This is a genomic window from Vibrio sp. T3Y01, from assembly GCF_013114525.1.
Taxonomy (GTDB): domain Bacteria; phylum Pseudomonadota; class Gammaproteobacteria; order Enterobacterales; family Vibrionaceae; genus Vibrio; species Vibrio chagasii_B.
Map to the genome: position 1 here is coordinate 118,520 of NZ_VTXJ01000002.1, position 23,293 is coordinate 141,812.

Here is a 23,293-nt window from a genome sequence, read left to right on the forward strand (position 1 = left end):
AAAAGGCCCTGCCACTAAGCAGGGCCTGAATTAAGCAAACCAGTTGTGGAGACTAGGTTTAGCTTGTTTGATTTGCAGGACGTTGAGGTGCTGCTTCTTCTTCAATTACGCCAGTATCAGACATTTCCATCTCCATCAGAGCACGCTCGTCATCAAGAATCGCTTTTGCCATTTCTGGTGTTACTTGGTTAGCCGGAGTCACTAGGCTCACTGCCACACCTGCTGCTAGAGCGAACAAGCATGATGGGATAACAGGGTTGCCCCAGAATGCTGTGTAGTCAGCGTTTAGCATTACTACAAATGAAGCCACAGAAGCACCCGCTAGCGTTGCAAGAGCACCTTGCCAGTTGTAGCGTTTCCAGAATTTACCCAACATACCGCACACGAACATGCCCGACATAACCGTTGAAATCATCTTAGTGATGTAGCCAATGATGTCGTTTGACGTCAGTGCGAATAGCAGTGCAAAACCAATCACCACAACCAAAGCTAAACGAGAGTAGTTCATCATTGATTCTTTGTTTGGTACGCGGCCTGTGAACATCACGTACACGTCACGCAGTAGAATAGATACACCAGCAATCGCATCTGAGCTTGCGCTCGACATAGTTGCAGATAGGCCAGCGATAAGAACAATCATGCCAACGCCAACTGGAAGTACCGTTGCTGCAATGTAAGGGAACGAGAAGTTAGGGTTATCCAGCGTTGGGTCAATAGCGTGCGCTGCCATACCAATGATTGCTGGAATGATAGAGAAGAAAAGGTACAACACACCAGACGCCACGAATGAACGACGGATAGTTGAAACGTCTTTACCAGAGTAAATGCGTTGACGGAATGAAGGCGTCGCCAGTACACCAACACCGATAACCACAGCCAGAGAAACAGCGGGCAGAATGCCTAGTTTATCGATTGCTAAAAAGCTCGTAGCAGCAGGGTCCATCGCAGCGTAAAGGTTATCCATACCACCAATGTGGTTCACAGACATCACCGCCATCAAGATGAAGCCAGCAAAAAGGATGATAGCTTGAATGGTATCGGTCCATACAACCGCTGTGTAACCACCGATCACCACGTAGATAGTGAATGCCGCAGCAATAATGATCTTCGCAAGGTTCAGGTCGATGTCTGCAATCCACGCTAGGTACATACCGCCACCTAGAATGTGCGCACCTAACCAACCGATTGACGCAATGAAGATAAGTAGACCAACCACGTTTTTCACGATTCGGTTAGCACCCACGTAATACGCTAGCTCTTCACTCATTGTCATGAAGTTCAGCTTACGGACCGGAGCAAACCAGAGGGCAAGCAATAGGATGCCAACAGCACCGCCAATTCCGTACAGAGCACCAGCCCAGCCATTTGCGTAGCCGAAGCCAACCGCACCCATACTTGAACCCGTGCCGACCATCGTCGCAACCGTTGTACCAAGTACTAAAAATAGTGGCAGGCCACGGCCGCCTAATAAGAAATCTTCGCCAGATTTTTGATTACGCGAGACAAACCAGCCTAACCAAATTAAAAAACATACGTACACGCCGAAGCCTGTAAGAAAAAGAGTGCTGTTCATTTGACACCTCTCAGTGAAATATTAAGCTCATTCCTGAACTTTTATTTATGATTCATTCATTTTATATTTCATATAATTACTTTATTTATTTTGTATATTTTAATTAAAGTAATTTTTATAAATGTAGGGTGAGAGTATTAAGGAATAATAACAGGGATGACTACGCCCTAATACTCTCTAAGTAGGTTATTGTGATTAGGTTATAACTAAACGCGATCAGCGCGGTAGCAAGTCACATCTACTTCAACTTTCACGTCTACAACTAGGTCGCAAACCATGCAGATACGTGCCGGTGGATTAGCACCAAAGAACTCTTTGAATACCTTATTAAAAGATTGGAAGTAACGAGAATCTGTCAGTACAACCTTTACGTGTACTACGTCTTCTAGGCCGTAGCCCGCTTCAGTCATGATATCGACACAGTTTTGAATCGCTAGGCGAGACTGGTCAACAATACCGCCTTCAACCACTTCACCGTCAGTCATTGGTGTCTGGCCAGAAACATATAGGAAACCACCCGCTTCCGTTGCTCGTGCAAATGGTAAATGTTGTCCACCTGTACCTGTACCACCTTCAACACCGTAACGTTTAATAGTCATTTTTTAACTCCAGATGTAAAATATATAATATTGGTTATTCCAATAAATTTAATTTAAATAAAATAATTTCAGTTCTTTAAATTCGTTAATTACGATAAATAAAAACGCCCGAACGATTATTTTGTACAATTCCTTTTTGGTAAGTTAACTCACCATTAACAAAGACACTCTCAATTCCTTCTGCAACTGAAATAGGATTTTCAAATGTTGCGGTGTCTTTAATATTCTTTGGATCAAATAAAACTAAATCGGCAAATGCACCTTGGCGAATTTCACCTCGACCCGCTAAGTTGTAGCGCTCTGCTGACATACCAGTCATTTTGTGAATCGCTTCAGGCAATGCGAACAGTTTTTCATCTCGGCAGTAATGGCCTAACACTTTCGGGAAGGTGCCCCACAATCTTGGGTGCGGGTGCGGGTCATTCGGCAACCCATCGGAACCAACCATGGTCAACTTGTATTTCAAAACGCGCTTTACGTCGTTCTCATCCATACAGTGATAAACCGCACCCGCTGGTTGAAGCGCTTTTGCTGCCTCCATCAGGGGTAAGTTCATCTCATCAGCAATCTGCTTTAGTGTTTTGCCTGCATGTTCTGGTTTTGCTTCAGACCAAGTAATGAAGATATCGAAATCGTCCGTCACCTGTTTCAAGTCTAATGTCGAAGAGCTCGCTGAATATGGGTAACAGTCGCAAGACACATCTTGGTGCTCTGAAACCTTATCCATCAAATCAAGTACTTCAACAGTTCTGCCCCAGTTGCCTGCACCTGCACATTTAAGGTGAGAGATAACAACCGGTACTTTCGCGTATTGGCCTGTCTCAAACGCCTCTTCCATCGCGCTTAAGATCTCTTCGAATTCAGTACGCATATGCGTGGTATAGATGCCGCCATGGCTAGACAGCACTTTGGCTAACTGCATCACCTCATTCGCGTTGGCTTGCTTCGCACTTGCGTAAGCCAAACCAGAACTCAAGCCTAATGCGCCCTGCTCCATTGCTAAATCAAGGTTGCTTTGCATTGCTGCAATTTCTTCTTCGCTTGCGGTGCGTTGTAGGTCGTCCATCACTTGGTTACGCAGTGTGGTGTGTCCCACTAACGCTGCAACGTTTACTGCAGGTTGTGCTTGCTCCACTGCTTGTGCATACGCGGCAAAGGTTGGGTATTTGAAATCAGCCTGCGCGCCTAAAAGGTTCATAGGATCTGGTGGGTCACCAGCTAAAACCGTTGGTGACGCACTGATACCACAGTTACCAACAATCACGGTTGTCACACCTTGGCTGATCTTTGGTAAACAGTCTGGGTAACGAATTACATTGGTATCGTCGTGTGTGTGTACATCAATAAACCCAGGAGCCAATGCTAAGCCAGCTCCTTCAACCAACTGGCCACAATCTTCATGATCAATGCTGCCAATTTCGGCGATTTTTCCATCTCGGATTGCTACATCGGCACAAAACGATTGTTCGCCGGTGCCATCGAACACCTCTACATTTTTAATTATCGTATCGAACAACATTTCTCACTCTCTCAATCCACTCTGTTGATGGAGCTATATTAAAAATCCAGCCGATTATTTTCAGTGACAAAACACACATAATATTTTAATTTGTGTGATAGTTTCTATCACAAAACAAACACAAGATAGATTTAAACATTAAATAACAACCACTTAAATCATGTTAGGAATCAGCAATGAAACATAACCCTGCACAAAAAGATGTTATAAAGTATCAAAAAGATTGTTTCGTCTTGACTGAAAGAGGCCAAAAAGGGAGAGCAGTATCACAAACTGAGAACGGCGTTTATCGACTGGTCGATGAAGACATTTCGCTTCCGGTAGCAATTATCAAGCAATCAGCGTTGACCAATAATCTGAATTGGATGCAATCATTCGCCGATCATCATCAGGTTAAATTGTCGCCACACGGCAAAACATCGATGACGCCTGATTTCTTTCGCCAACAGCTAGAAAATGGCGCTTGGGGAATTACCGTTGCAACACCTGCACAAGCAGAAATTGCAGCAATGGCAGGCGCAAAAAGAATCATCATGGCTAACCAATTGGTAGGTAAAACCAACATGGTGATCGTTGAACAGCTGATCAGTGAATTTGATGTCGACTTTTACTGTTGTGTGGATTCATCGGTCAACGTGCAGCAACTTAACCAATATTTCGCTAATACAAAGCAGACGCTAAAAGTACTGATCGAATTTGGTGTACCGGGTGGTCGTTGTGGTTGTCGTTCTCCTCAAGAAGTTCTAGAGCTTGCGCAAACCATCCAAGATACGCCTGCGCTTTCGCTAGCGGGTATTGAGGTGTATGAGGGTGTGATTCATGGTGACAATGCCGAGCAAGACATTCGCACCTTCTTAAACCAAGCACTAAGCTCTGTCGAAAGCCTTGCATCAGATGGACTGATCACAGGACAGCCAATCATCACTGGCGCAGGATCGGCTTGGTATGATGTGGTGGCAGAGTGCTTGGCACACCTAACCGATTACTTGGCGATCATCCGCCCAGGTTGCTATGCCATCCACGATACTGGGATCTACCTAGATGCCCAAAGTAAGGTATTGCAGCGTGCCCAAGTAAACCAAGGCTACGCGTGTGAATTGGGTGGTGATTTAGAATCGGCACTTGAGGTATGGGCGTATGTTATCTCTCGTCCAGAGCCAACCAAACTGGTGATCGGGCTAGGTAAGCGTGATGTGGCCTTTGATGCTGGATTACCTATTGCTGAACGCGGATATCGCAATGGTGAAGCTATATCTGTGAAAGGCCTGACCGCTACTGCAGTAATGGATCAGCATACCTTTGTTGAAACGGACGGTTCTGCTGAGATTGAAGTGGGCGACATGATTGCGTTCTCAACCTCACACCCGTGTTTGACTTTCGATAAGTGGCGTTACATTGCTATCAGCGATGACGACTATCAGGTAACAAACTGGGTAGAGACCTGCTTCTAGCTCGATTTTTCAATAAGCTAGAATCAGCGAAGCATTCAGATATACTAACGGGGCTAAGGCTTAGCCCCATCAACAAAGGATCAGGATTCTTGAGTTTAGAAGTAGATATCATTTCACAGATAACAGAGCGTTTTCCCGCTCTTCGTGATGCCGAGAAAAAAGTCGCCAAGCTGATAATGGATGACATCGATTTTGCTGCCAAAGCCAGCATTACAGAACTCGCTGAAAACGCGCAAGTCAGTGAAGCTACCATTACCCGTTTTGCTAAGGCGATTGGCTGTAACAACGTACGTGATATGAAGATCAAGCTTGCTCAAACCCTAACGGTTGGCCAGCGCTTTATTCTCGAACCGGTTAACCAAACTGGTTATCAAGGTATCTACGAATCAATCAAGCAGAGCCTAGATATCAACCGCACTCTATTCAAAGAACAAGATGTTGAAACTGCGGTAAACTGGCTGCACAACGCCAGACAGATCATTGCAATCGGCATGGGTGGCGGCTCAACTATTGCCTCTCAAGAGCTGCAACACCGACTGTTTCGTTTAGGCTATCCAGTGGTGTCGTACAACGATGGCTTAATGTCACGCATGGTTGCCGCAACAGCCGATGCCAATGATGTGATGGTGATGATTTCCGCGACAGGCTTTACGCCCGTTATCACCGAAACCGCCGCATTAGCTAAACAGTATGGACTTAAGATCATCGCAATTACGCCACAAGATACACCATTGGCAAACATTGCGGATATCTTGTTACCTATCAAACACATGGAAACTGATTTCATCTACAAACCATCGGCGTCTCGCTACGCCATGCTAGCGTTAGTGGATGTACTTTCAATGGGCATGGCAGTTAATCACAAGAACCGATCGCGCGATAAACTGCGCCGCTTGAAGGTTGCTTTAGACTCCTACCGAGGTGGCGGCGACCGACAACCTCTTGGTGATTAAGCGTTGTCGAGAGTAGGCGTTTCACAGCTCAGTAAAAATTGAATCTAGATAGAAAAGCCCCGCATTAATCACTCAATCGAGTCGATACTGTTGGGCTTTTTTCGTTTGGATGTTTCTGAAATCACTCATCTGAGTCAATGGAAGTTAAAATGAACTCGACTCGTTCTTCAACAGAGCTTTTCGGCACTTCCACCAGTTGATAACCAAATAGGGTATAGGCTTCTACCATCTTTTCATAGGTGGCGACCGCCTCTTCAAAATCCTGTTTACGCTCTTGGTCATTGATAAAAATCGCTTCCCAAGGTGGAAAGGTAAACACCTTAGTGCTGTATTCAAGTTCATTGCACAGATCTAGCAAGGAATCTGGAATAGGCAGTGCTTCTAACAGGCTGTAGCCGTATGAATCGACAATGCATCTATCAAAGAAAACGGGCAGGTTACTCGCCTGAAACGCCTGATAATTGACTAATTCTTCGCGCACCATCTCATCACGAAAAGCCACTTTATCTAGCCAAGGTAAAGCACTCCCTTGTTGGGATACTTGGTGTTGAATCACTTTACGCCCGACCTCTGGTGCGCAGCGATAGCCTTGGCTTTTCAAAGCGTCGATGACCGAGGTTTTACCTGAGCCCGGACCACCAGTAAATACAATTAGGTTATTCAAATGAACCTCTTCAAAGGGGGGAATTAACGAATTGGACCTTAACGAAACCCAAGTTAACGAATCAAGGTCAGAATGGACTTAAATTCTGGTGCGCGGCAATCTTTCACAAGTTCGTATAAGCTCATTTCTAACCCAGTGATTTGAATGCCCGACTCTCGCATTCGGCAAATAGCTAGATCCTTATTAAGCGCCGTTCGAGAACTAATACAGTCGCTAACTACCTCAACCTTGTAGCCAAGATCCAACAACCCCATTGCCGTTTGATACACACAAATATGAGCCTCAATCCCACACACCAACCACGTAGCCACATCCTTGGCTTGCACCGCCTCAACAAACTTGGGCTCATCACACGCGTTGAACGTGAATTTAGGTATCGGCTTTGCATCACTCAACAAGTCGTTAAGTTCACTGACCGTTGCTCCCAATTTATCTGGATTCTGCTCCAAGTAAATGATGGGCAGCCCCAAAACCTGCGCGCCCTTAATCAGCTTCCCACAGTTAGAAATAAGTGTCTCACTCTCATCAACAAGGCGTGCGAGCTTGCCCTGAATATCCACAACCACCAAGCCTGTATTTTGTCTCATTAGCATGTGTATCCCTTTATTTAGCAACCTAACTCACTAAGCAATCTAATGGGTATGTTTTCTACTATGTAACGATTTAGCTTACAAAGCCATACAGTAATACGTATAAGACTACGGAATAATACTCACCAACGGTCGAAAGGCCGAAAACAAAAATAATTGATACTACATGACATTAAAGAGTGAGTAAGAACAATGAACAAATTCGCGAAATCAGCATTAGCACTAGGTTTAATAGGCGCGGTTTCTCTTCCTGCATTAGCAGCAGGCACTGACGGTGGTGCGTACATCGGTGGCGGCCTTGGTGTGTACCAAGATTCTGATACAGACGGTCAAGGCAACCTAGACTCAGACGGCATGGGTTACAACCTATATGGTGGCTACCAGTTCAACCGTATTGTTGGTGTTGAACTTGGCTACAACGATTATGCTGACTACAAAAAAGGTGCAGAAAAACTGTCTCCAACGTCTGTTTCTGTATCTGCAAACCTAGGTTACACGTTCGACAATACAATTCGTCCGTTCGTATTGGCTGGTTTAAGCTCTGTTGACCTAAACGCAAATAAGAGTGCTGGTTACGCTGATGACAGCGGTACAGGTTTCCACTTTGGTTTGGGTGTTGAATACACGCCAATCGAAAACCTAACACTACGCCTAATTTCACAAGCAGATGCTGTGAGCGTAGAAAACTACTACGGTCCATTCAAAACCGAAGATAAGACACTGGCATTCAGCAGTGTTAGCCTAGGTGGTTCTTACAACTTCTAATGTAGCGAGCCTACGTAGAACACCCTAACGTAAATAATTCACTTTGCTGTTCCACCTTGTCATGAAGGTCACTCAGTAAAGTGAATTTTTCGTTTCTACTGCCCCACACGCGTCATTTCACTTTAGCCAGTTTATCGCTCATCATCGTCGATTTGAGCTGTATAGGTTGATATTAGAGCTTTCTTGATAGCGAGGCTAAAATAAAGAGATAAGAGGCGCAGGAGACAAGCATAGTGAATCTACCAAGTGTAAATATGTCGATAAACAAACTGCCCTTTGTATTGGCGGTATATTACCTGCTGATTATCAACATACCGCTCTCCCAAGAACTATTTAGTATTGTTCAGTCCTCAAAATCTGAGAGCCTCTGGTTTGTTCTATCCATTCCAATCTTCTTCCTCGCAGCGTTCAACTTCATCTTCCAAGTCTTCAACTGGCCGATGTTCTCCAAGCCATTCTTTATCTTCTTGCTCATCACCTCAACACTCGTCAGCTACAGCATGTTCAGTTACGGCATCTATGTAGACTATGGGATGATAGAAAACGTCTTCGAAACCAATAGCGGTGAAGCAGCCAGTTATGTAAGCGCGCACTCCGTGTTATGGCTGGTACTCATGGGTGGCATTCCATCTCTCGTCCTTTTGTTCGCGAAATTAGAAAAAGAATCATGGAAAGACTTCCTAGTATGGAAAGCAATTGGGCTTCTTTCATCTTTGATCGTGATAGCCATCATCGCAGGGCTGTTTTACAAAGATTATGTCTCGATTGGTCGCAATAACTCGCACATCAAAAAGATGATCATCCCGACCGAGTATGTGGCATCGACGGTAAAGTACATCAATAACACCTACATCAAAGAGCCTATCCCCTACCAAGAGCTAGGATTAGATGCGAAGCAAACACCGCAAGCCAAAGCAGCAACCAAACCGACCTTACTGGTGTTTGTGCTTGGCGAAACCGCGCGTGTATATAACTACCAATATCATGGCTATGAGAGAGCAACGAACGCTCACACCAAACCTTACAACCCGATATTTTTCTCTGATGTTCAGTCGTGTGGAACCGCCACCGCCGTATCTGTACCCTGCATGTTCTCTAACATGAACCGTAGTAACTACGACCGTGATAAAGCCTACAACCAAGATAACGTGGTCGACATCATGAACCGAGCCGGTATTCACTCAATCTGGCGAGAGCACGATGGTGGAGACAAGGCCGTTGCACATCGAATCAAAGAGATGACTCTCGTCGCCAAAGATAGCGACCCTTTGTGCAATAAAGACGTATGCTACGACACAGCGATGTTAGAGAACTTTGAGCAAGATACTCAAGATCTTAAGCAAGATAGCATCATTTTCTACCATATTTCTGGTTCTCATGGCCCGACTTACTTTGAACGCTATCCAGCAGAACATAAGAAATTCACCCCAGACTGTGCTCGCGCCGATATTGAAAACTGTACCAAAGAAGAAGTGATCAATACCTACGACAACACCATCTTGTACACTGATTTCTTCCTCTCACAGGCGATGCAAAAACTTGAGAAACTGACCGACAAATACAACGTGGCGTTGATGTACGTGTCCGATCACGGTGAGTCATTGGGAGAAAATGGCGTCTACTTACATGGCATGCCTTACTCTCTCGCTCCAAAAGAACAAACCCATGTCCCGATGATCGTATGGATGTCTGATGGCTTTGCCGAGCAAAAAGGGATAAGCCAGACTTGCTTAAGAAAGGCAGGGAAGGAGCAGAGTTTTTCACACGATAACTTATTTGACTCCCTACTTGGCTTAATGGACGTACAAACCTCTGAGTATCGGGAGAACCAAGATATCTTTGCTCCGTGCCGCTCGTTTTAAAAGAGGCTTGTGTACTTTTAATTCCAAAGAGTGATTCTCGTATTCACTAACCATCACAACGAAACCAAGGGTGGTAAGGGGTTTAAGTCAACCAAAGGCACGTTTTGCCAGTGACTGTCGCTGGCAAACAGCCACATTGGCGCAACCGAATTTTGTTTGAGTGAAGTGACGTCCACTAACACCAGCAAGGCGTAAAAACGATGAACATAATCAACGGTCTCTTTAGGTAATCGTAAATCGGAAAACTGCCGACTGCCCGCCTTTTTGACGGCCCGTTGCACTCGTCCCTCTCCTGCGTTATATGCCGCAAGCGTGAGGTTAATATCTCCATCAAACTTGCGATATAAAAAATCGAGATACTGCATCGCCGCATGAGTGCTGGGTTCAATCTCAAACCTTTGATCTTGCCTGTCATTAACCGTCAAACCAAACCTTTCAGCCGTGGCTGGCATCAGCTGCCATAAACCTGCCGCTTTAGCGGGAGATACCGCATTAGCGTTGTACGACGACTCAAGCATAGGTACCAACACCAAGCTGTCAGGGAGTGACCGCTCAGCAAGCTGTCTAAAAATCTCGTTAACCAGTGGGTCGAACTCTTCTAGCTTTTTCAGTATTTGGCTCTGATATGGCTTAAGCGTGTTGATGTGGGGCTGGATTGCATTATGAGGCGGACGATTTTGCGCATAACTGGCAGTAATTTGAAGACACACAACAAACACCACCAGCCTAAATAACCAGTGTACGAGAAGTTGAGCGCTCAAACTTTTAGCCAAAACATCACTCCATCACCGTATTGTTTTTATCGTGTTAATTGTTCTTTATCCGTGTTGATACCCTAGTTTCAACCTTAGAAGTGCACCCATGCTCGTTCACTCAAAGACTCACCAAAAAAAGGTTAATACCACGATGGTACAACCCAAAAATACCGCGAAACAGATAGGGATCACTAAGTGCTTATCTTTCTCGAGAGAGATAAAACCTTGTGGCTGTTGCACAATAAACATCACCAACAAAATATTGTAGATAGCAATCAACAAACCTACGACAAAAACATCGAAATACAGCAGACTTGTCGCTAAATAGACGTAATATCCAATTAAGATGTAATCAATCAGTACTAGCCAAGCTAGGCATTTTCGTGTGTTAAACATGACGTTGAGTGATTCAGTCATAGCGGCTTAGCACTTCAAAAGAGGTGACTGGTTGGTTTAACTCCGCCTGTCTAACGGCCCTTCTCTTACTGTCGGGCAACACCTTATCTAACTCATGCTGAGCAAGTGGTGAAGAGCCATTACCACTACCGCCACTGCCAATCTCAAAAGACTTGTAGACCTTGTTTAATTGCGCCAACGTATTCGCCGTTAAAATATAGAGTTCGATGCGACGATTAATGCCAGACTTAGTGTTCTCATAATCGACGGGAGCGGTATCACTCATCCCTGTCACTTGGAAAATATGTCGCTCTTGAAGCCCTCCTTTATTCAAATAGTAACGTGCGCTGTTTGCTCTATTGCTTGATAGCTCCCAATTCGTCATACGGCTTCCCTTATAACGACTGGCGTCCGTATGACCAGTAATGATCATCTTATTTTCAATATTCTCCAGTAGGCCAGCAAGGTTGAGTAACAGATCCTGATAAAAAGGCGTTACTTTCGCGCCACCTCGGAAAAACATCGGCCCTTTGTCTGAATCCGCAATCACCAATTTAGCGCCCTGTGGTGTAACAAAAACACTGACACTGCCAAGTGCATCAATGCCTGAAAGCTCTTGGGTTATGCGCTGTGCCAGCAGTTCAAGCTCCTGCTGACTGTTAAATTCCCCTTGCAATACTGAGGTGTCGTTAATTCGATGAAGATCGGCATCATAGTGGGAGGTCGCGACATGAGGCAGTGGTAGCGGGTTAATTGAATTGCCACCACTCTCACTGGTACCTAAATGCATGATTGGGTCATTGCCGTAAGCAAAGTAATTGAGGAGCTTTTTCTGATCATCAACATCCACGACCTGCAAAATCCATAGCACCAAAAAGAGACACATCAACGAAATCATCAGGTCCGCCATTGCGACCTTCCAACCACCATGCTGCAGTTCATTGCGCTTACGGCGACCTTTTTTCTGAATAATGATTTGTGGTTGCTGCATCATCGTCTCCTTAACTTGATGACGGTTGCTGTCTTAATACTTCAACCGCTTTCTCAAGTTCAACAAATGATGGCTTGTAGCGCGTCTCGATATTTTTTCGACCGGCATTGGCACACATGTGAGCCGACTGCCCTTGCGCATAAGCGGACAATATCGACTTAACACACAACAAAGGCGCTAGCTGATTCTCAGACACATCTTTAATGCTGCTCGACATCGGGCCTAACACACAGTAACAACCAAAAACGCCAGTGAAAGTACCCACCAATGCACCAGCAATGTTCTTACCAATTTCGCTTATCTCACCATCTAACCCCTGCATCGTGAGAATTATCCCCATCACCGCCGCTAAGATCCCTAACCCTGGCATCGCCTCAGCTGTGGCATGCAGTTTCTCTGACGGCTTAGTATATTCGTCTTCTAGATGTTCAATTTCTTCTTCAAGAAACGCCTCAAGTAAATGTTGAGACTGCTTACCCGTAATCACCTGACGGAACGAATCGATAATAAATTGTGTGGTCAGCGCGTCTTTGGCAATTCGAGGATACTTCGCGAAGATCTTGCTTGATTCAGGATTCTCCACATGAATGTCCAACGCTTTGATGTTCTTCACTCTCGCGGTATTGATCAGCTCAAACATCAATGACAACAACTGCTGATAATAGTCCTTGTTGTAAGGGGTCGAGCGAAACGCAATACCAATCTGTTGAACCATCAATTTAAGCGTTGAAGAGGTCGTAGACATCAGCAAACTGGCAAAGGCCGCACCAAAAATAATGATGATCTCTGATAGCTTAAAGATGAACTCAAACTTACCACCAAGGAAAATGAAGCCGCCAAAAATCACACTCAATACAACGACAATACCGATTAACTTTTGCATACATCACTCTCCTTAATTCTGCTTTTGAGAATGTCCAAGCCTCGATGCTTGAGTCGGTGTACCTTAATCTCATTGATATCAAGGACCAACGCTGTCTCTTTGGTGCTCAAGCTCTTCACATAAACCAGGTACAAAATCCGCTGCTCCATTGCAGGGAGCGAGTTCAACACCTCTTTCACCTCGTTAAACAGCACTTCTTTGTCGGTTTCAGGTACAGCGGTTACCACCGACTCCAGCTCGATATCATCAAACACATCCACGAGAGTCATAGCTTGCTGATAATCGCTCGCTTCAACCCCTAAATGTCGACAGACTTCATTGCTGGTTGGCTCCCTCCCGAGTTGCTGGAGTAACTGTCGCTCGGCATGTTTGATGCGATTCACCAACTGGCGTTTATCACGCTCCATGTAGTCACGTCGACGCAATTCATCGATCAATTCACCACGAATACGCACCGCAACTGCACGGCGAAAATCATCATTAGCCACATGGTCAAACTTTCTCAATTCAATCACTAAGGTCATCATGGCGGTCTGTTTCAGATCTTCAAACGTGCCCTCATCCACCGCATAGCGATATTGATACAGCAACCCATTAATCAACTTAATGTTTTGCTGCAATACCAACTTCTCAAGCTCCTGTAGCGTCGCCTGGTCATCGGTTTGGGTATGTTGATATTTAGGCTGCATTAACATGATGACGACCTATTGAAATACCGCTTTCGTCACAAGCACATCACCCACTTGTAAGCTGGGTAACTCGTCCAAATCGTCCTTTAAATCGTCTTGAATGACATAAATAAACTGCTTGTTATAGAAGTAAGACGCCTCCTTCACACTGAATTTTTTTATGATTCGATTTTTGATTCGACTGAGCTGCTCGTGCACGTAACCACTGTTCCGCTCCGGCGTAAACATAGAGACATCCAGCAACAGCAGGCTTTGTCGGTTACCTAGGTTAATCGGTACGAGTACATTTTCTAACTGAACCTCGATCTGTTGCGTTGGAGCCGGTTCTGGCTCACTTGGGGTTAACCATGAATTCAACAGTCCCATATTCAGTTGATTGGTTTGATAAAACCAAAATCCGGTCACACATAATGCGAGAGTTAAAGCAAAGGTGATGAAAACTTTAATCATGTTCAGACCCTCGCAATATATGCTTGGTATTCCAGTACATACTCGGGTTGATCTTGCGTATGAGCATCACTAGAGGATAGGCGTTCTTGTTCGAACGGCTGATTTTGTTGCTTCGACTCAGGTTGATGGTGGCTAGGTTGGTCAAGACTAATGTTCACCTCAGACAACTCTGAATTTTGCGAAATCAATTCGTGTCGCAAACGCTCCGATGTCGCTAAGATCGCCTCTCTGGTTAGCGCCGATGATGCACTCATTTGGATATTTACTTTGTCACCTTCCATGCGAATGTACATCTCTACCTTGCCTAACTCAGGTGGATCAAAACGAATTCGAGCCGCCTGATTTAACGTATCGAACTGAAGCTGGATCTTGTCTCTCAAGACTTGATGTATCTGCCTCTGGCTCTCTAAACTAAACTCTTTGGTCGCCTCTACCATCGGGGCCATCGCCCTAACATGGCTACTATCACTGGTAGTATTAACCGCTTCAACTAGGGGCAGCCCCGTTAACAGCGGTGTGTTGGAAATAGCTCCTAATTTGAGGCTTGCAGGAGTGGCGTTGAACATTGAGCTGGCCATCTGATGATTAGACGACAAAGCAAGCTCAGAGGAGGTGTAACTATTGGGCGTGTGACCAACAAATGAAGGCGTGCTCGCTTGCCAATCAGTCCCTGAATATTCCACGCCTTTAGAAAACAATAAAGCGCTGCTCGTTGAACCGAATTCAAAACCCGCTCCCCGTCTTTGATTCATCAATTCCAACTGCTGGGTAACAAAACGAGCAATCGCACTTAACTGCGGTGGTTGAATCTGTGATTGCAACACAAGCTCTTGTGTCGAATTGACCGGCGGCACCGCCGCTCTATCACTCAGGTTCAACCCTTGCGCTTGTAATTCCAGTTGAGCTAAAGGTAAGTAAGAGTGAGTGGTATCAAGCTCAGGATTCAATAATTCAGAATTAGATAGTTGTGAGTAAGAGAGTACCGAGTGAGAAACACCAGCTATGCCTTCAGAAGAACGGGAGGTGGTGAGATAAGCAGGATCTGGAGAGCTTGCAGCCATAGACGAACTCACCTGGTCGAGTACCGAAAATAGCGACTGAAAAGACTGTGCAAGAGGCGTCATACGTATCTCGCCCAGTTCTGAAGCCAATCGTTCAGAAGCTAAAGGATCAGAAGCTAAGTGGTCAAAGACTAGAGGCGCCGATAACGTACTCGCGGTGTTACTTTTCACCGAAGAACTTGCCGTCGACAGTAAATCCAAACTGCCTCGATAAGACGACGTTTGTGCTTGCAATTCCATAATTACTCTCCCGCTCTGACCTGTGTCTGAGCATAGGCTTTGTCACGTTCACGTAGACTGATATTGTTACTAAGCTGCTGTTTTAATATGGCTTGCTCATGGTTCACCAAGATTCGGCATTGCTCATGAACCACCTTAAGTCGCCTAACGATAACAACATAGTCAGGGTGCGACTGTTCAACGGTTCCAAGCACCTTTTTCACTAGCAGGTTAAGCTTCGCGATCTCAGCAAATTTTTTACGATTTGCTGCATCCTCTAACTTACTGACAAGACGTTCTAGCTGTTTAGGACTGGGCTTCATCAAGCCACTCCATGGCACCTTCCCAACCCTCTTTCAGATCAGTCACGACGCCAATCAACTTAACGATCAGCTCGGGATTCATCTCTTTTGATGCCTCAAATACAGTCGCTATGGCGTGCTCATATAAGGCGTGTATGTTTTGAATAAGCTCTTCCCCGCTCGATAAATCCAGAGACGCATCGAGCCCGACTAAGATATCAATCGATTTTTGTGTTGCTTTGGATTTGAGTTCCAAGTCTTTGGTTTCAATTGAGAATTTGACACTTTCTAACTCTTGAATCAGTCGCTCATGTAACATACAAATCAATTCAAAGCTCGACGACACTGAAGCATTCGCCGTCACTTGAACATTGGCATAATTGGCTTGCTGCTGTTTCCCTAAAAGCATGTGTTGCTCCTTAAATCGTGAAAAGTCCAGATACCGAATCCAATTGACTACTGAGTGAGTTCAGTTGAGTAAACTGAGACAAGTAGCGGTTGTAGTAAGTCTCATAGCGAGTATCGAGCGCCGCTAAGGCGTCACTAATGCGGCTCTTTTCATTGTCGAGCGTATCTATTCGTCGATTGAGGGAGCCGTTGGAGAAGTCGATATAGGTTTCAAGTTTGCTTTCAAACGCTTCAAAAACTCCACCGCTTCCGGTAAATAGCGTTTCAAAATCGACCGTCGCTGCCGCACTTTCGAATTTGCTAGAGTCCAGGCTAAGCTTGCCATCACGGTCGATTTCGAGCCCTAACTCAAACAAGCGAGTACCGTTGTAATCATCACGAATAACGCTAGCCAGTTGATTTTCAATGCTGCGCACTGCGCTATCTGAAGCCAACACTCCCCTTGCTTCATCCTCATTACCAGAAGCAGTTAGGTTAGTGATCTTAGTAACGGCACTGTTATAGGCGTCGACAAATTCTTGTAAGGAAGCCACTGTGGCAGAGAGATCATCGCCTATTTCAATCTTTGTCGCTGAATCTCCGGTGTTGTTCGCTTTAGTCAGCGTAAGGTCGACCCCATCGATGAGCGATTCAAAGGTATTACTTGAGTTAGTAAGTTGAGTTCCAAACTCACCACCGAGTGCGATCACCGCATCTTGGGCGGTTTGCATGGGAGCGGCGCTTGCTGTCGCGACGACTGTGTCCCAACCACTTGCTGCATCTGCAGACAAAGTAAAAGCAGCGTCAGCACCCTCATTTTCAGAACCAAACAGCACTTTCATCGCCCCTTGCGACTTAACGAGAGTAGCTTGAATAGAACCGTCAAATTGATCATTGAAGTAACTGACAAACTCGCTATACGTAACATCACCACTTACGTCAGTGTCTGCATCCATAATATTGATGTCTGTAGTAACGCCGTCTTGAGTGACAGAAAATACACCTCCCGACGCCATCACATCATTTGAATCGACCGAGTTGGCATCAAAAACCACTTGATGATTGGAAGCCATTTGTTGCACAAAAACATCTAAGTTGATGTCATTCACACCAGAATCGACGGAGAGAGAGAAATAGTCATCACTCGATGTCGAAGTTGACGTTTGAGTGAGACTGGAGCCCGGTTTCGTAAATTCATAGATCTTGTTTTCTAAAGATTGAAGGGCCGTTTTAACTTTACCGATAGCGGATGTTTTAGAAGCAATCATCGACAGCTTTTGGTTATAACGAAATTCAAATGGCTGCACGTCTAAACTGGCAAAATTACTGGCTAACTGAACCGCGTCAACGTTCATAACCCTTCCCCTTAATTCTATAGGAGGTACAGCTCTACCCTCCTAGTGTTCGGCTATGTATGTAGCCGTTACTGCGAAAACAATTACTGCTCAAACTAGCCCAGTAGGCTCATCGCCAACTGCGGCACCATCTTCGATGCACTCAGCATAGAAGCACCTGATTGCATAAGCATTTGAGACTTACTCATCATGCCGGACTCATAAGCAAAATCGGTATCCATAATACGACCTCTCGATGTATCGAGGTTCTCTGTGATATTGCCAAGATTGGTAATAGTGTGATCTAAGCGATTGATATTTGCGCCAAATTTGGCTCTAGCCTCACCAATATTACTGATTAACGTGCTCATATCATCAATTGTTGAGTTAGCTGCACTTTGTGTAGAGATAGACAAAGTACCTGCGGTTCCGGCCATAAGATCTGCATACTCTGTACCAGCACCCAACGCTAGCCCTGAAGCTGCCGTGTCGTATATACCCCCAGCACCAGCATTCGCCGCAATACGAGAACTGACACTTATTGCGATATCGTCAAGCACGATTGCTAAATCAGCTTGTGACGTCCCTTCGTCCAATTCAGCTTTAGCCTTCAAATCGGCAAAATCATCATAGGTGCCTGTAATACCACCAGCATCCACACCATCACCTAATACTGTCGTGGTGGCTCCGGTAGCGAAGTTATCCGCTTCAGCCTGAAAGTCGGCACTCGCTGCAGCTCTCTGCTCAGCAAACACCGCATTAAAGCCTGTAGTAAAGCTTGAAACGCCACTCAACTCTTGGTTTAAATCTACATCTAATGTATTCGTAGCTTTATCACCAATTTGAAAAGTTACACCACCTGCGACTCCGAAAGAGTCGACTCCGGTCAAAAGCGATTTACCACCAAAACTGGTATTGTTAAAAATATTAGATAACTCACTTGCAAGCTGCCCAAACTCAGCATCCAGCGCCTGGCGGTCGTCATCAGTATATGTACCATTAGCCGCTTGCGTTGCTAAGTCACTCATTCGATAAGCAATATTGGTCATTTCATCCATTGCACCTTCTGCCGTTTGCATCATAGAGATCGCATCTTGTGAATTTCGCATTGCGACATTCAAGCCTCGGCTTTGAAGATTTAATCTGTTAGCAATTTGCAAACCCGCCGCATCATCCGCAGCTGAGTTAATTCGAAAGCCGGTGGACAGTTTTTCCATTGATTTAGTTAACGCATTGTTGGTCGACTGCAATGTATTTTGAGTCACTAAGCTTGCGTAATTTGTATGTACTGATATAGCCATCTGATGTTCCCCATCTGTGTTTGCTGTTCACTAACTGTTAACGACAGAGGAAAATTTTCATTTCATATTTTTCGAAAAAAGATCACTAAATTTAAAAATAGCAAGACTCAAAAATGAGAAGTGCGTAAAAATATCCTAGTATATTAATCAACAATATTCATAATAATGGTTGTTATGAGACACGTATTTAATGCAATGGCTGCAAGGCTAACAATTCCAATTGTGTTGCTCATGATCTTGGCGATGGTGATTTTGCCGCTGCCACCTATTCTATTGGATGCGTTTTTTACCTTTAACATCATGCTTGCCATTGTTGTCTTACTGGTCAGCAGCACCGTTTCGCGAGTGCTTGATTTCTCTATATTTCCATCACTATTGCTTGTCGCAACCTTGCTTCGATTAACTCTTAACGTCGCCTCTACTCGTATTGTTCTACTCGAAGGTCATAATGGCGGAGACGCCGCAGGTAAGGTCATTCAATCCTTCGGTGAAGTGGTTATCGGCGGGAGCTACGTTGTCGGTATCGTGGTGTTCGTGATCTTGATGATCATTAACTTTGTAGTTATCACCAAAGGGGGCGAACGGATCTCCGAAGTATCTGCGCGCTTTACTCTGGATGCCCTACCAGGGAAACAAATGGCCATTGATGCCGACTTAAATGCAGGCGCAATCGATCAGAAAGAAGCGAAAACTCGACGTTTAGAAGTAGGAGAAGAGGCTGAGTTCTATGGCGCAATGGACGGTGCCAGTAAGTTTGTTCGTGGTGATGCAATTGCCGGGCTATTGATTCTATTCATCAACTTAATCGGTGGGGTGCTGATAGGCATTTTTGAGCACAACCTCAGCGCAGAAGCGGCTTTTCAAACCTATGCCCTACTAACGATTGGTGATGGCCTGGTTGCTCAAATTCCATCGCTGTTGCTGGCCACCTCTGCCGCTATCATAGTGACGAGAATCAGTGACAACGATAACGACATGGCGCAAACGGTCAAAAGGCAGTTACTTGCGTCACCGAACAACTTATACATGGCAGCAGGGGTTATGTTTGTTATTGGTAGCGTTCCAAACATGCCGCATTTAGCGTTTTATACCTTTGCCGTCTTGCTAGCGTTTGTCGGCTGGAGACAATCGAAATTTCAGCATGTGACACCCGAAACCAGCCCCGATTTAGATACGCTTCCTCAGCCCCACCAAGAAAACACCATCGACTGGAGCATTATTCCCAACGTCGATGTGATCGCTTTGTCGTTAGGCTTCAAATTGGTTCCTTTGGCGAGCTCACAAAAAGGCGGCAATTTAATTAAAAGTATCCGTGGTAGCCGAAAAACACTCAGTGAACAAATAGGCTTTGTGATGCCAGAGGTGGTGATCACCGACAACCTTTCACTCAAGCCTTCTGAGTACGCAATTAGCATTGATGGTGATGAGATTGAGCGTGGTGAGGTGTATGCCGATAAAGCGATGGCAGTCGGCAACCACATTGACCACCCAGATCTGGATGGCATTGTTGGCATCGACCCTGCTTATCAGCTTCCAGCCCTATGGATTAAAAAAGGCGACAAAACCAAGGCGATCAACTATGGATTTCAGGTCATTGAAGTACATGATGTTATCGCGACCCACGTCAGCAAAGTATGCAGTGAACACCTAGACAACATCTTCAATTACGATGATGTAAAAGCCCTCAACCAACGACTTGCTCTGCAGCATCCTGAGCTTGCAGAGAACCTAGCAAGCGTCATTAGCCCGAACCTACAAATGCAGGTCATCCGTCAGTTACTGGCTCAACAAGTGCCTATCATTAACGTAAGGACGATCGCTAATACCATTATTGAAAGCGTCGACACCATAAAGGACCCGATCTTGCTGTCCTCTAATATTCGGGTCGCGTTAAAACGAACCATCGTCAATTTGATCTCACCAAACAGCAAGACCATTCATGCTTTCATTATTGGAGCAACCTTAGAAGGTGAATTAAAAGGCGCGATCTCTTTGAGTCAGCAAAGCGACCCCAATATCCCTCTCGACTCGATTCCTGTTGAACCGACTATCTTGCAAAAGTTCCAAAACCGCATGCCGACCATAGTACAAACCATGCAGAGCCAAAACCTGCCACCGGTCATAGTTGTGCCGCCTACGACACGCCCAATGATCGCCAAGTTAGCAAAAGCCTTTGCCAAAGAGCTGATTGTGTTGAGTTACAACGAGATCCCAAATGAGTATGGGTTGAACGTATTGGGGGATGTGGAATAAGTCATAAGAGGCAAGAAAGAAGCCCATCCAAGCTCAAGAAAGCCTATTGATGGACCTCTTTACCCATTGACCTTCCCGCGAAGCCAATGAATGGTAAAACACGCTGACTAAAGAATGGGTTCACCATTCACCATTCACCATTCACCACGCGGGAATCTATTCATCCTATTGAGGTAAGACAACCTGACCTGAGACGATTGGGAAAGTGTTTATGGTTGGCTTTTTAGCCAAACGTACGGTTGTCGAGGCACCGCCAATTTCGTAAGTCACATCGTATCCATCAACTTGTGTCGATGTGGTGTATTCGGTGCTGCAGCGTTGCTCAGTGGTCGTTATTGTATCGTTTTTCTGTGCGTTATCTTGAATCTTACGCCCTGTCATTGCACCTGCTACCGTGCCAACGGCAGTCGCGATGGTTTTTCCTGAGCCACCTCCAACTTGGTTGCCCAAAGCTGCCCCAGCAGCAGCGCCGCCGATCGTGCCTATAATCTTGGCTTCATCTTTCACCTCAGCTTGTCGAGTAACCAGCACATTGTGGCAAACCTGATGAGGAGTCTTGACCGATTTAGTGACGGCCTCAACTAACGTAATATTGGCAAGTGTTGGGGCAGAAGCTTCCTCTTTACACGCTGAGAGTGTCACTACGGTTGTTGCTGCCATTACCACTGCTTTGATTTTCATTGTCTTTCCTTAATTATGTTTTTGTATCGGAGGGCATAATAAGGATTAAAATTAGTGATATTTCAGCGGTGAATGAATTCTATGTCATTGTCTGGTGAAGAGTCAGAGCCAGATAATCACACTGTAAAATTATTATCATGGCGTGGTGATTTACTATACAAACGTAGATTACGGGAGGATTTAGAATACTCGAACTCTATTTTTTTCAATGACGACGCCGCGTAACAACTTTCCAGATTGTTGGTTCTTAATTGAGACCGTATCGCCTATCAGCCCACTTTCCAACGCCATTCCTAACGTTTCTAAACGGATACTTTTCGATTGAAAAACCACATCCACAGCGTGCCCCTTTTCAACGTCATAATCCAAATACATAGAAGATGTAGTCAATAAATCGCCCTTGTTTACTGAGCGCTTGATTTTGCTGCCAGCGATTTCGTTAGCCTTGAAGAACACTTTTTGGTCTTTGTAGAGTTTGATAGGTTCAATCGCAATATCGTCATGCGTCAGTCTTTGGCCCTTCTTAAGCGCCTTATTGGCTGTCGCAGTCCAGACGGTTATTGTCGACGTGGAGGTCGCTGAAAGGGTCCATCTCTCTGGCTCACAGCGCACGTTCCACTTTTGTTTACCAAGCTTGATTTTACTTCTGTGCGTGACTTCAACCGACTCGCTACACTGTGGTAGCTGATGAATAGCTCGAGAAAAGCGAATCTGAATATCCAATTGATACTGCTGGGGATAACGGTAACGAATGGTTTGCTCAATGAGCGATTGGATTTGAGTGGAAAGTTGTTGTTCAAGAGTAATGTTACCGACTTCTGCGCTCACCTTGGTCACATAACCAAGGGCGAACAGCCATGTACTAGCTAGCTTTAATAACTTAGCCATACACCGCCTCAACCTAAACATTGACCCTTAGTTGATGCTTACCAAGCGCCTCTTCCATTGCTTGATGCTGCATCACCATGACGCTGCCTTGGCGCGCCAACTTAGTTTTGCACTGCTTGATAGTCAGCTCAATTTCCGCATCCAAAGTTTGAACACGTTGTAGTGCTTTTCCTTTGAGCCGAGCCTGCATACTTTTTGCGTACTGTCTGTCTTCACACCCCAGTCGCTTGGCCAGAGCAAATCGCTTATCGTCAGCGTCTGCTAGCCGTTGAGTCAGTGACGTGAACGCTTGATTGAGCGATTCCAGCTTCTGATACTCGCGGTTTAATATCGCCACACGAATGTCATCTAGACGTGCAGACAACTCGCCTGACAACGCCAGCACATGCTGACCATAGGTAATGTAACCAATCAGGTCGCTTCTACGTTCCATGATCCAGTCTCGTAATGACTTTCGCTAGTTCATCCATATCAAACACTAACTCTCCCGCGGAAATTTGCGCTTTAATCTGCTCGACTTTAGCCGTATCGATATCATCTACACCGTCAAAAAGGCTCTTGGTATTATCGAGTAACTCCACTTCATGTTGAGAGAGGTTAATCGGCTTCACCTTCGCTTTTTGATCCGGCTCTGTCTTTTTGTTTTGAACCACATCTACCTGAGTATGAGGCACAACGTGTTTCACATTGTCGACCTTAATTTGACTCATCTCTGCCTACCCATTTT

General features: G+C 45.2%; 25 protein-coding genes. 5 read left to right on the plus strand and 20 right to left on the minus strand.

From position 1 onward, the window contains the following. Positions 1-58 precede the first annotated feature (58 nt). The 3 genes from F0232_RS03005 to F0232_RS03015 form a co-directional block, all read right to left on the minus strand. Positions 59-1,573, minus strand: coding sequence for a sodium:solute symporter family protein (locus F0232_RS03005; RefSeq protein ID WP_105058577.1), 1,515 nt, complete (start codon positions 1,571-1,573; stop codon positions 59-61). Positions 1,574-1,779: 206 nt separating this feature from the next. Beyond that, positions 1,780-2,172, minus strand: a complete 393-nt coding sequence (locus F0232_RS03010; RefSeq protein WP_061016111.1) for a RidA family protein — start codon at positions 2,170-2,172, stop codon at positions 1,780-1,782. Positions 2,173-2,257: 85 nt separating this feature from the next. Further along, positions 2,258-3,691, minus strand: a complete 1,434-nt coding sequence (locus tag F0232_RS03015; protein WP_105058578.1) for an amidohydrolase family protein — start codon at positions 3,689-3,691, stop codon at positions 2,258-2,260. A gap of 176 nt (positions 3,692-3,867) precedes the next feature. On the opposite strand from F0232_RS03015, the gene F0232_RS03020 reads away from it, so the two are divergent. Both F0232_RS03020 and F0232_RS03025 read left to right on the plus strand, forming a co-directional pair. Further along, positions 3,868-5,142 carry an amino acid deaminase gene (locus F0232_RS03020; RefSeq protein ID WP_105058579.1) on the plus strand — a complete coding sequence of 425 codons (1,275 nt, stop codon included), beginning with the start codon at positions 3,868-3,870 and terminating at the stop codon, positions 5,140-5,142. A gap of 89 nt (positions 5,143-5,231) precedes the next feature. After that, a complete protein-coding gene (locus F0232_RS03025) occupies positions 5,232-6,095 on the plus strand; it encodes a MurR/RpiR family transcriptional regulator (protein WP_105058580.1) in 864 nt (287 codons plus the stop codon). A gap of 121 nt (positions 6,096-6,216) precedes the next feature. Here F0232_RS03025 and F0232_RS03030 read toward each other — a convergent pair whose 3' ends face one another. Both F0232_RS03030 and F0232_RS03035 read right to left on the minus strand, forming a co-directional pair. After that, entirely contained in the window at positions 6,217-6,759 is a 543-nt protein-coding gene (locus F0232_RS03030; protein ID WP_105058581.1) for an AAA family ATPase, read from the minus strand. Between the two features lie 53 nt (positions 6,760-6,812). Beyond that, on the minus strand, positions 6,813-7,352 hold the full coding sequence (locus F0232_RS03035) for a hydrolase (RefSeq protein WP_105058582.1): 540 nt from the start codon (positions 7,350-7,352) through the stop codon (positions 6,813-6,815). A 189-nt stretch (positions 7,353-7,541) separates the two neighbouring features. On the opposite strand from F0232_RS03035, the gene F0232_RS03040 reads away from it, so the two are divergent. Next, entirely contained in the window at positions 7,542-8,114 is a 573-nt protein-coding gene (locus tag F0232_RS03040; protein WP_061031968.1) for a porin family protein, read from the plus strand. Between the two features lie 233 nt (positions 8,115-8,347). Further along, the gene (locus F0232_RS03045; protein WP_061031967.1) at positions 8,348-9,976 is read left to right on the plus strand and encodes a phosphoethanolamine transferase; all 1,629 of its coding nucleotides are present in this window, start codon (positions 8,348-8,350) and stop codon (positions 9,974-9,976) included. Between the two features lie 53 nt (positions 9,977-10,029). Here F0232_RS03045 and F0232_RS03050 read toward each other — a convergent pair whose 3' ends face one another. The 11 genes from F0232_RS03050 to F0232_RS24990 all read right to left on the minus strand — a co-directional run bounded on the left by F0232_RS03050 (position 10,030) and on the right by F0232_RS24990 (position 18,744). Then, positions 10,030-10,749: a lytic transglycosylase domain-containing protein gene (locus tag F0232_RS03050; protein WP_105058583.1), complete on the minus strand. Its 720-nt coding sequence runs from the start codon at positions 10,747-10,749 to the stop codon at positions 10,030-10,032. A gap of 108 nt (positions 10,750-10,857) precedes the next feature. Continuing rightward, positions 10,858-11,148, minus strand: a complete 291-nt coding sequence (locus tag F0232_RS03055) for a hypothetical protein (RefSeq protein ID WP_008216133.1) — start codon at positions 11,146-11,148, stop codon at positions 10,858-10,860. Further along, the gene (locus F0232_RS03060) at positions 11,141-12,118 is read right to left on the minus strand and encodes an OmpA family protein (protein ID WP_105058584.1); all 978 of its coding nucleotides are present in this window, start codon (positions 12,116-12,118) and stop codon (positions 11,141-11,143) included. Before F0232_RS03060 ends, F0232_RS03055 begins: the two co-directional genes overlap by 8 nt. Before the next feature lie 10 nt (positions 12,119-12,128). Then, positions 12,129-13,001: a flagellar motor stator protein MotA gene (gene motA, locus F0232_RS03065; RefSeq protein ID WP_102423999.1), complete on the minus strand. Its 873-nt coding sequence runs from the start codon at positions 12,999-13,001 to the stop codon at positions 12,129-12,131. Further along, the gene (locus F0232_RS03070; protein WP_061031963.1) at positions 12,989-13,696 is read right to left on the minus strand and encodes a sigma-70 family RNA polymerase sigma factor; all 708 of its coding nucleotides are present in this window, start codon (positions 13,694-13,696) and stop codon (positions 12,989-12,991) included. The genes motA and F0232_RS03070 overlap by 13 nt, the downstream gene beginning before the upstream one ends. Before the next feature lie 9 nt (positions 13,697-13,705). After that, on the minus strand, positions 13,706-14,140 hold the full coding sequence (locus F0232_RS03075) for a flagellar biosynthesis sigma factor (RefSeq protein WP_105058585.1): 435 nt from the start codon (positions 14,138-14,140) through the stop codon (positions 13,706-13,708). 2 nt (positions 14,141-14,142) lie between these two features. Next, positions 14,143-15,441 carry a flagellar hook-length control protein FliK gene (locus tag F0232_RS03080; RefSeq protein ID WP_105058586.1) on the minus strand — a complete coding sequence of 433 codons (1,299 nt, stop codon included), beginning with the start codon at positions 15,439-15,441 and terminating at the stop codon, positions 14,143-14,145. Between the two features lie 2 nt (positions 15,442-15,443). Further along, positions 15,444-15,743: a hypothetical protein gene (locus tag F0232_RS03085; protein ID WP_105058587.1), complete on the minus strand. Its 300-nt coding sequence runs from the start codon at positions 15,741-15,743 to the stop codon at positions 15,444-15,446. Further along, positions 15,727-16,131 (minus strand): flagellar export chaperone FliS, encoded by a 405-nt coding sequence (gene fliS, locus F0232_RS03090; protein WP_061031959.1) that lies wholly within the window; start codon positions 16,129-16,131, stop codon positions 15,727-15,729. Before fliS ends, F0232_RS03085 begins: the two co-directional genes overlap by 17 nt. A gap of 10 nt (positions 16,132-16,141) precedes the next feature. Continuing rightward, positions 16,142-17,464, minus strand: coding sequence for a flagellar filament capping protein FliD (gene fliD / locus F0232_RS03095; protein WP_061031958.1), 1,323 nt, complete (start codon positions 17,462-17,464; stop codon positions 16,142-16,144). A 95-nt stretch (positions 17,465-17,559) separates the two neighbouring features. Then, positions 17,560-18,744 (minus strand): flagellin, encoded by a 1,185-nt coding sequence (locus F0232_RS24990; RefSeq protein ID WP_081090315.1) that lies wholly within the window; start codon positions 18,742-18,744, stop codon positions 17,560-17,562. 165 nt (positions 18,745-18,909) lie between these two features. Here F0232_RS24990 and F0232_RS03105 point away from each other — a divergent pair, with 165 nt between their 5' ends. Then, positions 18,910-20,997 carry a flagellar biosynthesis protein FlhA gene (locus F0232_RS03105; protein ID WP_105058588.1) on the plus strand — a complete coding sequence of 696 codons (2,088 nt, stop codon included), beginning with the start codon at positions 18,910-18,912 and terminating at the stop codon, positions 20,995-20,997. A 165-nt stretch (positions 20,998-21,162) separates the two neighbouring features. Here the strand turns inward: F0232_RS03105 and F0232_RS03110 are convergent, their stop codons facing one another. From F0232_RS03110 to F0232_RS03125, 4 genes are all read right to left on the minus strand, one after another. Continuing rightward, the gene (locus F0232_RS03110) at positions 21,163-21,678 is read right to left on the minus strand and encodes a glycine zipper 2TM domain-containing protein (protein ID WP_105058589.1); all 516 of its coding nucleotides are present in this window, start codon (positions 21,676-21,678) and stop codon (positions 21,163-21,165) included. A gap of 180 nt (positions 21,679-21,858) precedes the next feature. Next, positions 21,859-22,566 carry a flagellar basal body P-ring formation chaperone FlgA gene (gene flgA, locus F0232_RS03115; RefSeq protein WP_061032390.1) on the minus strand — a complete coding sequence of 236 codons (708 nt, stop codon included), beginning with the start codon at positions 22,564-22,566 and terminating at the stop codon, positions 21,859-21,861. A gap of 13 nt (positions 22,567-22,579) precedes the next feature. After that, positions 22,580-22,999, minus strand: a complete 420-nt coding sequence (locus F0232_RS03120) for a hypothetical protein (RefSeq protein ID WP_105058590.1) — start codon at positions 22,997-22,999, stop codon at positions 22,580-22,582. Beyond that, positions 22,989-23,276, minus strand: a complete 288-nt coding sequence (locus F0232_RS03125; RefSeq protein WP_061031954.1) for a flagellar biosynthesis anti-sigma factor FlgM — start codon at positions 23,274-23,276, stop codon at positions 22,989-22,991. The genes F0232_RS03120 and F0232_RS03125 overlap by 11 nt, the downstream gene beginning before the upstream one ends. Positions 23,277-23,293 lie beyond the last annotated feature (17 nt).